Genomic DNA, 12,168 nt, shown 5'->3' on the forward strand with positions numbered 1-12,168 from the left:
TATGACCCAGACTCCTTTAATTAATTTTGTTATTAAAACTCTTCGTATTCTGCTGGATCTTGGTCTTTTAGTCTACCATCAGATTTAGTTAAATTGTCTATAGTGTGTAAATCTTCTGATTCTAAGTAGAAGTCGAAAATATCAAGATTTTGTATTTGTCTTGCGTTTGATGTTGACTTAGGAATTGGAACTACACCATTTTGCACATGCCATTTTAATATAATTTGTGGAATTGTTTTATTATATTTTTCTGCGATTTGTTCGATGTTTTTATCGTGAATAACTTCTGATGCACGACCTAACGGGCTCCATGCTTCAGTTATGATGCCTTTTTCTTCATGATATTTAATAGCATCTTTTTGATTAAAGTATGGATGCAGTTCAATTTGGTTAACAGCCGGTAGTACACCTGTTTCTTTTTCTAAAGTTTCAAGATGTTCTGGTAAGAAGTTACAAACACCAATTGATTTTACCAGTCCCATTTTTTGAGCTTCAATTAATGCCTTCCAAGCTTCTACGTATAAACCTTGTTTAGGATTTGGCCAATGAATTAAATATAAATCAATGTACTCAACGCCAAGACGGTATATAGATTCTTGAATTGTTCTAGCTGCTTGCTCATAACTATGATAGCGACCAGGTAATTTAGAGGTAACAATAATTTGATCGCGACTAACATGACTTTGCTGCATCGCTTTACCTACAGTACCTTCATTTTCATAGTTATATGCAGTATCTAATACTCTATAACCATTGTTAAGTGCATTTACAATTGCATGAACACCTGATGCGCCATTCAATTTATATGTACCAAAACCGACTTGAGGTATTACGTGTCCATCAATTAAATTATAATTTTCCATGAAAAAAACGCCTCCAATATTTTTATGTTTACTATATATCAAACTATATCATATTATAATAAATAGATTGAATTTTTAGATTTCAAAAATAAATAAAAGTCGGTAAAATTCTTTTGAAAAAACTTCTTGAAAACGTATTGAATTCACTATAACTTTGTAGTAACATGTATCTCATTGCGTAAGACAGTATAGCTATGAGCTAGAGGTCATATTATGAAGTAAAGAAGGGTTAGTATGGAACGCGTATGTGTCATTTCATTAAGCATTATAGATGCGATATTGATACTCATGTTGTTGCTGTTTAATACATTTATTATTTCAAATATTTATGTGTTAACAGTTTATACTTTAATCATGGTACTGGTTTCTGGTTATATAGTGTATTTAGCTATAAGTATGAAATGCGATCAATCTATTAATCAATTTGATCAATTTGACCAAACATACAAATAACAAAAAGAATATAAAGCAAATAATGATTAAAAGTTATAGCAATTGAGCCACTGTGCTCAATTGCTTTTTATATGTCATAATTTATTAAAAATTTGTAAAATTCTTTCTTAAATCTAGTAACATACATAGGTTATGCATGGTATAATGATGTTGTTTTTAATTAATCATAAAGGTGGACAAATAACGATGTTTTTAATCATCAATATAATTGGTTTGTTAATATTCATTGGAGTCGCTTTTCTTTTTTCTAGGGATAAGAAGAATATTGATTGGAAATCGGTTCTAATACTTATTGTTATTAACTTAGTATTAGCATGGTTCTTCACTCAATTTTCATTCGGGGCAAAATTTGTTAAAAGTGCGGCAGATGGCGTGTCATGGTTATTAGAGTCTGCATTCTCAGGTATTGGGTTTGCATTCGACAGTTTTGTAGCACCGGGACCAGGAAAAATGGATATGGCAGTTTCTGCTTTATTACCAATTCTACTTGTAGTACCAGTATTTGATATTTTAATGTACTTAGGTATATTACCTAAATTTATCTCATTCTTAGGTTTAGTCATTTCAAAAATAACAAGACAACCTAAATTTGAATCATTCTTCTCAATTGAAATGATGTTTTTAGGAAACACAGAAGCTTTAGCAGTATCATCTAAACAATTAACATCTATGAATAAAGTGAGAGTATTAACAGTTGCAATGATGTCTATGAGTTCCGTTTCAGGTGCGATTGTTGGTTCTTACATACAAATGATTCCGGGAGAATTTGTATTAACAGCGATTCCATTAAACATCATTAATGCAATCATCGTTACAACAATATTAAATCCATTTGATTTAGATCCAGAAGAGGATGTAGTAGCTGAAATAGACGAAGGAGAAAAACAACCATTCTTCTCATTCTTAGGAGATTCAGTTATTAACGCCGGCAAATTGGTATTAATCATTATTGCATTCGTTATTGCATTTGTTGCGATAGCAGACTTGATAAATAAATTATTAGGCATTATGGATCCTATTCCATATTTACCAGAAATAAGATTAGAGTATATACTTGGTATCTTTATGTATCCATTTGCATTGCTATTAGGCTTGCCGTTCGGAGAAGCTTGGGTTGTAGCACAACAAATGGCGCTCAAAATTGTAACGAATGAGTTCGTAGTTATGAGCACTATCAGTAAAGAAATAGGTGAATATTCTACACATAGAGCTGCAGTTATCAGTACATTCTTAGTATCATTTGCTAACTTCTCTACAATTGGAATGATAATTGGTACTTTAAAAGGTATCGTTAAAGATGATGTATCTAACTTTGTTTCTAAATATGTGCCAATGATGTTGTTATCAGGTATATTAGTATCACTATTAACAGCAGCATTCGTCGGATTATTTGCTTGGTAAACTTAAATAAGCGATAATCTATTTAATAAGTTAATTTTAAAAGCAGCAAGCACATATAGTGTACTTGTTGCTTTTTTTAATAAGGAGGACAAACCGTGGTTAAACGTGTTTTAGATATTTCTGGTATATGTTTATGGATTGCTACTCTATTAATTATATTGATTAATTATCCTTCGTTGCCTAGTGAAATTCCAAGTCATTATAATGTCTCAGGCGAAGCGGATGCTTGGGCTACAAAAGCCTTTATTTTCTTTTTACCAACTTTAGGTATAATAATCTGGGGAGTATTACATTTCATAACACGTGGGACTAAATTGGATCGGTATATAAATGTTTCTACATTATATGGTCCACCGAGTAACGAGCAGATTTCAAGTGCTAAGTTTTTAATAGATGTTCTGAAATTTGAAACAGTTGCCTTATTTTCATATCTAGCTATTAAAGATATATATACGGCATACGGTAAGCCATTTAACCTAGGAATGTGGGAAGCAATAATTATATTGGGTATATTTGGTGTAACAATTTTATTATCTATGATACATAATTATGATTTAGATAAGAAGAAAAAAGAAGAATAGGTGATGGAATGATTCAAGAATGCACTTGGCCTAAAAGCGACTTAATGAAAGATTATCACAAAAATGAATGGTGTAGGGTGAGTAAAGATGACCAATATATATTTGAAATGCTATCTCTAGAAGGTGCTCAAGCAGGATTGTCATGGGAAACTGTCATTCAAAAACGAAAAGATTATCAAGAAGCCTTTCATAACTTCGATATAAAAAAATGTTCCGAACTAACTGACAAAGAAATTGAAGACATTAAAGAACAATATAATGTCATAAAACATATGGGAAAGTTAAAGTCCGTTCGAAACAATGCAGTGCAAGTGCTAAAACTTCAAGAAGAGTGGGGCAGTTTATCTAACTTTTTATGGTCTTATGTAAAAAATGAACCTATAATAAACGAATGGAAGGATATTAATGAAGTACCTGCAGAATCAGAACTATCCATTCAACTTAGTAAAGACTTGAAAAAGCGTGGATTTAAGTTTGTCGGCCCAAAAATCGTATATTCTTTTCTACAAAGCATAGGCATAATTGATGATCATATTATAACTTGTCCTTTCCATACTTATAATAGATAAAATTAGGGAGTGGGACAGAAACCTTATTTAAAAAAACAGTTCTTACAATATAACAAACGAGTCTGAAACATTAAAAATGTTCCAGACTCGTTTTATTTATCTTTTTTGTTTCCAAGAGAAAAGAAGAACTATATTAATTCGTTATTTGAGCATTTCTAATAAACGCATCTCCATCGACCATTTCATCATCATTTTTCAGCATAAACAGCCCGAATATACCTGCAACCATTACGATGACAGAAATAATGATAAATGTATAATTGTAACCAACAGCATCTCTTAACATACCTAATGGTGTAGAAAGTATTACTGAACCGATTTGTCCAGATATTTGTAAACCTACTAGATATAGTGTTGCTGATAACTTTGGATCGAAGTGTAATGTGATATATCTAAATGCCGGTAACATGAATAATGGTACTTCTAACGCATGCATCATTTTAATCATAGACATTAAAACAGTACTATCGGTAGCAGCGCTTAAACCTATTCTAAGAAACATGACTGAAACGCCAAGCATCAATGTAGGTTTTACTCCTATTTTCATCATGATAATAGGAACAACCCCCATCATTAAAGCTTCACAGAACACTTGAATAGCATTTAAATTACCATACATAGTTTGCCCAGTTTTTGGATCATCAAATAGTTTTGTATAGAAATCTGGGAACATTTGCCCATCATAAATACCGTAGAAAGTAGCTGTAAACATAATGAACAACATTACAATCCACAGATGTTTCATTTTAAGTGTCCTCATGAAGTCTCGAGCTGATGGTATAGCATCGTCCCCAGGATTATCTCGTAAATTTCTAATTTTAACCTTCTCACTTTTAGATCTCCAAAAAATAAGAATTAATAATAGTACTAAAGCTATTAAAGAACCTAACCAAAAATTAAGCTCAGGATCTATAACAAACAAATGACCTGCAACTAAAGCTGATATCGCATATCCAACAGAACCCCAAGCTCTAGCTTGACCGTATTTAAAATTAAATAAACGGCTTAGTTTCTCTGAAACTGTTTCGTAAACACCAGTTGCAGAGAGGAATCCAGCAGAAAGGAATATAGAACCTACTATTATACCAATAAAGAAATGATTTTGAATCAAACTTTTATATATTAAAGTAAAAAATGGACCAACTAATACAGACATAGAAGCACAGAAAATAATTAATGTTCTTTTAATAACAAGCTTATCTTGTATTATTCCATAACCAAATAAAAATAAAATTGTTACAAATGAGTTTACAGAATATATTGTACCGATTTCTCTACCTGATAATCCTAAACCATTATCTTCTGATGCAAGCCAAATTTGGAATAGAGACCACCAAATAGACCATGATGCAAAATAAAAAAACATTGTCATAGAACTTTGTAAATAAGAAACATTTTGGAAGTTTTGAAAATACTTGTTCATACCAGTTCTCCTCTTTAACTTTATTTGAAAACGTTTTCGTTAAAAGTATTATATATTTACAATAATTGAATATCAACCGGTTGACATAAATATAATATTAGCCTTGATTCCAAATAGTAAAGAGGATGTATGTATAAAAGGAGTGAGTAAGAAGGGGATTAAAGTGGGAATAGAGTATAGCTGTTTATGATTTTACAATGGATAGTGTTATAATACATTCAAATATATATTTGAATGAGGTGTGTTATGTTTCAGACAATAATAACTGCTACAGTGCTTTATGTTGCTACTGCAGTTGATTTATTAGTAATTCTTTTAATTTATTTTGCTAAGGCAAACACTAAAAAAGAATATAAAGATATTTATATTGGACAATATTTAGGTTCTCTCATATTAATAATTGTGAGTTTATTTTTAGCATTTGTATTAAATTATGTTCCAGAAAAATGGATTTTAGGTTTGCTGGGTCTAATTCCTATATATTTAGGTATTAAAGTAGCTATTTATGATGATTGTGAGGGAGAAAAAAGAGCCAAGAAAGAATTAAATAATAAAGGTTTATCAAAATTAGTTGGTACTGTAGTTTTAGTTACGATAGCAAGTTGTGGTGCTGATAATATCGGGCTTTTTGTTCCATATTTTGTAACGTTAAATAGTATTGAATTGTTAACCACTTTGTTAGTATTTGTGACATTAATTTTTATTTTAGTATTCACAGCTCAGAATTTAGCAAATATACCTGGAATTGGTGAAGTTGTAGAGAAATTTAGTCGTTGGATTATGGCTGTTATTTATATAGCCTTGGGAGTATTTATTGTTATTGAAAATAAAACTATTTCAACATTGTTAAGCTTTATATTATGATAAAGGATAGTGATTTAAATGGATAAAACAATTACTTGTGATGTGATTTGTATTCATGAAGAGAAAGTTGAAAATGCTATGAAGTTTATAAATGAAGATAAATCACAAAAATTAATTAATACATTACTAAAGATAAGTGATGAAAACAAATTGAAAATTATATTAGCTTTAATTCAAGAAAAAGAGTTGTGTGTATGCGATTTATCGGTAACATTAAATATGAGTATTGCATCTACCTCTCATCATTTGAGAAATTTATATAAAAATGATGTACTTAATTTTTATAAAAAGGGGAAGGTGGCTTACTATTTTATTAAAGATAACGAAATAAAATCATTGTTATTACAACATTTAATAATTATAAAATAAAAGGCTGAGACATATGTCTCAGCCTTTAGTTACAAACAAGATTATTATTCCGATACTTCTTTAAATTGTTTTATTCTGTCGCCAATTTCATCTCTGACGCGTTGAAATTCTGACCAATCTTTACCTGCTGGATCATCAAATCCCCAATGTTCTTTTTTGACACTGGCTGGTATAGTAGGGCAGTTATTATCTGCATCACTACATAATGTTACTACTAAATCAGATTGTTTCAGGATATTATTATCAATTAAATCAGACGTTTGTTCTGAAATATCAATGTCTACTTCTTTCATAGCTTGAATTGCCTTAGGATTTACACCGTGCGTTTCTATACCAGCAGAATATACATTCCATCCTTCACCTAGTAAAGATTTACCCCAACCTTCAGCCATTTGGCTACGACAAGAGTTACCAGTACATATAAAATAAATTGTTTTGTTAGTCATAATTATTGTCCTCATTTTTAGTATATAGTAAACATTAGGTATAAATATATAACCTAAACTATTAATAGAGTACCATCTATATAGGTATAGGTCTATGTTAATTGTTTGACTTGCAATGTTGGAAAATCTAATTTATAGTTATTATATCAAAAAAAGTTGATGTAATAACTATATTAAATATATATAAGGGAGGAGTGTGTTTTATGGAAATTATTAAAACCAATTCAAATTTAGATGACGAAGAACAATTAGATTTTTATGAAAATTTGTTTAACGCTCTTGCTGACAAGATTAGACTTAAAATATTGAAATCTATAAGTCAAAGTACTTCCAAATCTTTATGTGTTTGTGATTTAGAGGAATTATTGAATTTGAAACAATCTAAACTTTCTTATCATTTAAAGAAATTAGTGAATGCGAATATTCTAATTGCTGAAAAGCATGGTACTTGGAATTATTATAAAATTAATGAAAAACAAATACAGGTAGTATTAAATGAACATACTTGTTGTAAGATACTTTAAGTATCTTCTTTTAAAAACAATTAATCAATTTTTCTTGATTTATATATCAATAAAAATTGATTAATTAAAATGGAGGTTAGATGTGAAAGTGGAGCAAATAATAGAATTTTTGAAAACATTTGTAATGTTATTTTTAGAACTATTGACTTTATTTATAATAGTTAGTTTCATTGTGAGTTTGATTCAACAAATAGTTTCAGAAGAAAAGATTAAAAATTTCTTAAGTAAGCCTAATCAAACCATTAATTACATATATGGGATGATATTTGGTGCTATTACACCTTTTTGTTCTTGTTCTACAATTCCTATACTTGCGGGACTATTGAACTCAAAAGTATCTTTTGGACCAGCGATTAGCTTTTTGATAGCTTCTCCTTTAATGAATCCGCTTATGATATTTATGTTATGGGTGTTATTAGGTTGGCAAGTTGCGATTGTTTATTTAATCGTAATAGCGATTTTGAGTATTTTAACAGGATTTGTATTTTCAAAAATGAAATTAGCGAATAGTTATAAAGGTATAAATGTAAAAGGTGATGGATTTTTTGCTAATAAAACAGGGTCTCGTTTTAAGCAAGCATTGAATGATGCGTGGGCTTTTTTATACCCAATGCTCCCTTATTTATTAATAGGCGTGTTTATAGGATCTTTCATTTATGGTTTTATACCAGCCGCATTCATTACTCAATATGCGAGTGGCGACAGTATTATTTCTGTCATTATTGCTTCTGTGATCGGTATACCGATGTATATAAGACCAGAAACGATGCTCCCTATAGCTGAAGCGTTAGTTTCTAAAGGCATGTCTGTAGGCACAGTAGTAGCTTTAATAATAGGTGGTGCAGGAGCTAGTATTCCGGAAGTCATTTTGCTATCTAAATTATTTCAGAAGAAATTTGTAATTTCTTTTATTATGGCAATCTTAGTAGTAGCTATAGGAACAGGTTTAATCGTTAACCTTATTATTTAAAGGAGGTGAGATAATTGAGTATTAAAGATATGTTTAAAAAGATAAAACCTAAAGAACAAGAGTGTTGTTCTGTAGAATTCGAGGAAAAAAATGATAGTAAAGATAACAAAGAAGATAACAATAATCAATCTAATGAATAAAGGTATAGTAATTTTTACCTAATATGTTTCTCTTTCAACACAAAAACGCCCTCTAAGTTTTCACTTTTTTAGTGTATACTTTGAAGGGCGTTTTAATAATTAGTGGATGTGAATTTTCTATTGAATATCTTTGCTTAAAGTATTATCAATAAAGTACTCTAATGAGTCTCTTAATTCTGTGTATTGTTCATTTTCCATGTCTAATTTTTTAAATGAAGTGACGACTTCGTCTAAAATGGCACTTTGTGTTTCAATGCCTTGTTGAGTTAAAGAAACACGTAAATTTCTTTCATCATTAACCGCTCTTTCTCTGTTAATGAATCCTTTTTCTTCTAATTTTTTTAAAAGTGGTGTTAGAGTACCTGAATCTAGGTATAATCTATCACCTAACGTCTTGATATTGATCACTTCTTTTTCATCTATAGCTACAAGAACGATATATCCAGTATAAGTTAAATTATATTTCTTTAATAACGGTGTATACTTTTTAATTAATTCTTTTGACGCAACATATAATAAGAAACCAATTTGTTTATCAATAGGTGGTAAACCCATTTTATCATCCTCCTTACGTCAAAATTAAGCCTATTATGAAATGGGTTCAAAGTCAAGTTGTAACAAAAATGTTCATAAAATTGCATAAATTATGGTGCTCAATTTACTATTTATATGAATTTTTTGGAAATAAGATAGAAAATAAATAAATATTGAATTTTCAGTTAAATTACAGCTGAATTTTTGATATTCTTATAGGTATAGCAAAGTGAGGTGGTGGGTGGATGGATAAACAGAATGTTCCTGAAGAGTTAGTTCAAGAAATTGTAATGAAAGCTGGGCGTGTCCTTTTGGAAGCTGGAGCAGAAGCGTTCAGAGTAGAAGATACGATGTATAGAATGGCAAAACATCTAGGCTATCCAAATAACCAGTGTTATGTTAGTTCCACATTCATCAACTTTGCTTTAGACGTAAACGATAATATTAGGGTATATCGTGTTAGTAAAAGAGATACAAATTTGGGAGATATTCATCGTGCGAATAATGTATCACGAATGCTCGTGAACGAACAAATTACTGCTATAGATGCATTGGAAAGACTGAATAAAATACATGCTTCACCTTTACCTTACTCACTGAAACTTAAATTTTTTATAGCGGGATTTATATCACTGTTCTTTCTATATTTATATAGTGGGGATATGCAAGATATATTGGCTACCTTTTTAGCAGGTGCTATAGGTTATACTATAGTAGAATTAGTGCACTCTTGGACGAGAGTGAAATTTATTGCAGAGATTATTGCAGCCGCCGCAATTGCCTTAATTGCCATCTATAATCAAATGTGGCTAGGTGGAGATACACTTAATATCGTTATCATATCAGCAGTCATGCCAATTGTACCAGGTGTATTAATAACTTGTGCAATACAAGATTTATTCCTAGGACAACTGTTGGTAGGTATTTCTAAAGGGTTAGAAGCGACCTTTACCTCTATTGCTATCGGAACAGGTGTAGGTATTATATTATTAATTTTCTTTTGAGAGGTGAGGTACGTTGATAACAATAATCTTAAATATAGTATTTAGTTTTGGTGCATCTTGTTTTTTTGGATTATTGTTTAACGCGCCAAAATATTTACTTGTACCAGCTGGTCTAGTTGGAGCTGTTGGCTGGGGAATGTTTCAAATTAGTATATTCTATGATTATTCAGATATTCAGGCATCATTCTTTGGTGGATTTTTTGTTGGTATCATGAGTCATTATATGTCGAAAAAATTTTTCTCTCCTGCCATCCTTTTTATTATCCCAGGGATTATCCCACTTGTTCCCGGTGGTACAGCTTATCAAGCAATTAGAAATTTAGTGCTTAACAATTATCATGAAGCATTAGTCACAATGATACAAGTTGCTTTAATATCTAGCGCTATAGCTCTAGGGTTATTAATATCTGACTTGTTATCTAAATTATATTTTACTTATGGTAAACAAATAAAATTAAAAAGAAACTAAGAAATCAGGAAAGATAGTTAATCATCTCGCCTGATTTTATCATTTCCTAGGAAATATATTATTCATAAATGTACTGTATAACTTCCAATGCTTGCTCAATTGTTTCTACTGTAACATTTGCTTTATTAGATAGTTCTTTAAGTGGATGGATTAAATCTGTAGGTCTCACAATAATTAATGGTTTATTTAGAGTAATCGCAGCAGACGCATCCATTGCTGTATTCCATTGTTTATACTTTTCTCCAAATAAAGCGATAACAATATCTGCTTTATTCATCAATACTTGTGTACGTAAGTTGTTGATATCAGAAGCAGCGTTATCTCTATAATAATTGTTAGGTTGCTCTCCTAAGATATCTTCACCAATGTTATCTGAACGATCATGGTTTGTTTGTGGACCGACAAATGTTAGTGGTAAGTCTTGTTGCTTAGCTTTTTGTGCAAGTTCATCACGCCAATCATCATGAATTTGACCTGCTAAATAAACAGTTAAATTTAACATATAATAAAATCCTCCTTTTAACTAAGTTTAACATATGCAAAAAGGATTACATATTTGATATGATTGTAAAAAATATAATAGTTCAAAAATTATGAAAGTGGGTCCTAAATATGTGTTCAGTAACAATTGATAAAATTAAAAATGAAGAAGTTACGATTTTATCTAAAATTTGTAAACAAACTTTTAGTGATGCTTTTAAACATACAATGTCTGAAGAAGATTTAAAAACATTTTTCAAAGAGGCTTATAGTACAGAGGCATTACTAGATGAAATGAGTAATAAACAATCATGGTACTTTTTTGCCAGATATAATGGAGAAGTAGCAGGTTATATGAAATTAAACATTGGAGACGCTCAAACAGAACCAAAAGGTGAAGACTATTTGGAAGTACAGCGATTGTATATGTATCGCGAATTTCAATCCAAAGGTATAGGTAGCATACTTATGGAAAAAGCATTTGAAATTGCGCGTGACAATGGAAAGAAAAAATTATGGCTAGGCGTGTGGGAAAATAACCACAGAGCTATAGAATTTTATGAAAGACATGGCTATAAAATAACAGGATCACATCAATTTTATGCAGGGAATGACATATCTACAGATTATATAGTAGAAACAAATATAAGTTGATTATAGAAAAACACTTCCGTATAGATTCATGTAGTATGAACCAATACGGAGGTGTTTTTATTATATTTTTATTTATTGTATATTTAAAAACTTATGAACTCTTTATACACAAAAACACAAGTAGCTATGATAAAACTTTGAAGCAGTACTGATTTAAAATTAGATCCTTTTTCTCCTTTACTAAAGGTATTTATTAAACCATTTATGAGTAACATAACTATGGATAATAAAATAAATGTTAATAGATATACTACTAGTGATGAAATCATTGAAATTCCTCCGTTCTTGTAAAGTTACTATGTAAGCGCTTTATAATTATATTAAATCACTTTGATTGGAATAAAACAATCTATTTTTACAATTTCTAGGAGGTTTATTCGTTCAGATTTTCCTGGTGAAAAGGTAGCTATGTTGCAAGAGCAGG

17 protein-coding genes are annotated in these 12,168 nt (G+C 30.3%); 12 read left to right on the plus strand and 5 right to left on the minus strand.

Translation table 11 applies throughout. The features are described from left to right. Positions 1-32: 32 nt before the first annotated feature. Positions 33-863, minus strand: coding sequence for an aldo/keto reductase (locus tag LQ688_RS02860; protein WP_064205341.1), 831 nt, complete (start codon positions 861-863; stop codon positions 33-35). A gap of 234 nt (positions 864-1,097) precedes the next feature. Between LQ688_RS02860 and LQ688_RS02865 the strand changes: the two genes are divergently transcribed. The 4 genes from LQ688_RS02865 (at position 1,098) to LQ688_RS02880 (ending at position 3,867) form a co-directional block, all read left to right on the plus strand. Beyond that, positions 1,098-1,316 (plus strand): hypothetical protein, encoded by a 219-nt coding sequence (locus LQ688_RS02865; protein ID WP_016998426.1) that lies wholly within the window; start codon positions 1,098-1,100, stop codon positions 1,314-1,316. A 186-nt stretch (positions 1,317-1,502) separates the two neighbouring features. Continuing rightward, positions 1,503-2,717 (plus strand): NupC/NupG family nucleoside CNT transporter, encoded by a 1,215-nt coding sequence (locus LQ688_RS02870; protein ID WP_070045517.1) that lies wholly within the window; start codon positions 1,503-1,505, stop codon positions 2,715-2,717. 95 nt (positions 2,718-2,812) lie between these two features. Then, positions 2,813-3,298, plus strand: a complete 486-nt coding sequence (locus tag LQ688_RS02875; RefSeq protein ID WP_135032560.1) for a DUF1648 domain-containing protein — start codon at positions 2,813-2,815, stop codon at positions 3,296-3,298. An 8-nt stretch (positions 3,299-3,306) separates the two neighbouring features. Beyond that, positions 3,307-3,867 carry a DNA-3-methyladenine glycosylase I gene (locus LQ688_RS02880; RefSeq protein WP_239752610.1) on the plus strand — a complete coding sequence of 187 codons (561 nt, stop codon included), beginning with the start codon at positions 3,307-3,309 and terminating at the stop codon, positions 3,865-3,867. A 133-nt stretch (positions 3,868-4,000) separates the two neighbouring features. Here LQ688_RS02880 and LQ688_RS02885 read toward each other — a convergent pair whose 3' ends face one another. Then, positions 4,001-5,290 carry an oligosaccharide MFS transporter gene (locus LQ688_RS02885; protein WP_239752611.1) on the minus strand — a complete coding sequence of 430 codons (1,290 nt, stop codon included), beginning with the start codon at positions 5,288-5,290 and terminating at the stop codon, positions 4,001-4,003. Between the two features lie 246 nt (positions 5,291-5,536). On the opposite strand from LQ688_RS02885, the gene LQ688_RS02890 reads away from it, so the two are divergent. Beyond that, the gene (locus LQ688_RS02890; RefSeq protein ID WP_064205338.1) at positions 5,537-6,154 is read left to right on the plus strand and encodes a CadD family cadmium resistance transporter; all 618 of its coding nucleotides are present in this window, start codon (positions 5,537-5,539) and stop codon (positions 6,152-6,154) included. A gap of 18 nt (positions 6,155-6,172) precedes the next feature. Beyond that, complete coding sequence (locus tag LQ688_RS02895) at positions 6,173-6,523, plus strand: ArsR/SmtB family transcription factor (protein ID WP_239752612.1); 351 nt, start codon at positions 6,173-6,175, stop codon at positions 6,521-6,523. 44 nt (positions 6,524-6,567) lie between these two features. Here LQ688_RS02895 and arsC read toward each other — a convergent pair whose 3' ends face one another. Further along, a complete protein-coding gene (arsC, locus tag LQ688_RS02900; protein ID WP_064210832.1) occupies positions 6,568-6,969 on the minus strand; it encodes an arsenate reductase (thioredoxin) in 402 nt (133 codons plus the stop codon). A gap of 203 nt (positions 6,970-7,172) precedes the next feature. Here arsC and LQ688_RS02905 point away from each other — a divergent pair, with 203 nt between their 5' ends. From LQ688_RS02905 to LQ688_RS02915, 3 genes are all read left to right on the plus strand, one after another. Continuing rightward, positions 7,173-7,493 (plus strand): ArsR/SmtB family transcription factor, encoded by a 321-nt coding sequence (locus tag LQ688_RS02905; protein ID WP_239752613.1) that lies wholly within the window; start codon positions 7,173-7,175, stop codon positions 7,491-7,493. 82 nt (positions 7,494-7,575) lie between these two features. Beyond that, a complete protein-coding gene (locus LQ688_RS02910; protein ID WP_082894565.1) occupies positions 7,576-8,463 on the plus strand; it encodes a permease in 888 nt (295 codons plus the stop codon). Between the two features lie 14 nt (positions 8,464-8,477). Then, entirely contained in the window at positions 8,478-8,603 is a 126-nt protein-coding gene (locus LQ688_RS02915; protein ID WP_016998418.1) for a hypothetical protein, read from the plus strand. Positions 8,604-8,720: 117 nt separating this feature from the next. On the opposite strand, the gene LQ688_RS02920 is transcribed toward LQ688_RS02915, so the two are convergent. Further along, entirely contained in the window at positions 8,721-9,158 is a 438-nt protein-coding gene (locus tag LQ688_RS02920) for a MarR family winged helix-turn-helix transcriptional regulator (RefSeq protein WP_016998417.1), read from the minus strand. Between the two features lie 224 nt (positions 9,159-9,382). Between LQ688_RS02920 and LQ688_RS02925 the strand changes: the two genes are divergently transcribed. Together LQ688_RS02925 and LQ688_RS02930 are read left to right on the plus strand one after the other, a co-directional pair. After that, a complete protein-coding gene (locus LQ688_RS02925) occupies positions 9,383-10,141 on the plus strand; it encodes a threonine/serine exporter family protein (protein ID WP_016998416.1) in 759 nt (252 codons plus the stop codon). A gap of 13 nt (positions 10,142-10,154) precedes the next feature. Continuing rightward, complete coding sequence (locus tag LQ688_RS02930) at positions 10,155-10,610, plus strand: threonine/serine exporter family protein (RefSeq protein WP_239752615.1); 456 nt, start codon at positions 10,155-10,157, stop codon at positions 10,608-10,610. A gap of 58 nt (positions 10,611-10,668) precedes the next feature. On the opposite strand, the gene LQ688_RS02935 is transcribed toward LQ688_RS02930, so the two are convergent. Beyond that, positions 10,669-11,112, minus strand: a complete 444-nt coding sequence (locus LQ688_RS02935; protein WP_016998414.1) for a YtoQ family protein — start codon at positions 11,110-11,112, stop codon at positions 10,669-10,671. Between the two features lie 110 nt (positions 11,113-11,222). Here LQ688_RS02935 and LQ688_RS02940 point away from each other — a divergent pair, with 110 nt between their 5' ends. Beyond that, on the plus strand, positions 11,223-11,744 hold the full coding sequence (locus tag LQ688_RS02940) for a GNAT family N-acetyltransferase (protein WP_064205333.1): 522 nt from the start codon (positions 11,223-11,225) through the stop codon (positions 11,742-11,744). Positions 11,745-12,168 lie beyond the last annotated feature (424 nt).

This window comes from Mammaliicoccus sp. J-M40 (genome assembly GCF_022386395.1).
GTDB lineage: Bacteria > Bacillota > Bacilli > Staphylococcales > Staphylococcaceae > Mammaliicoccus > Mammaliicoccus lentus.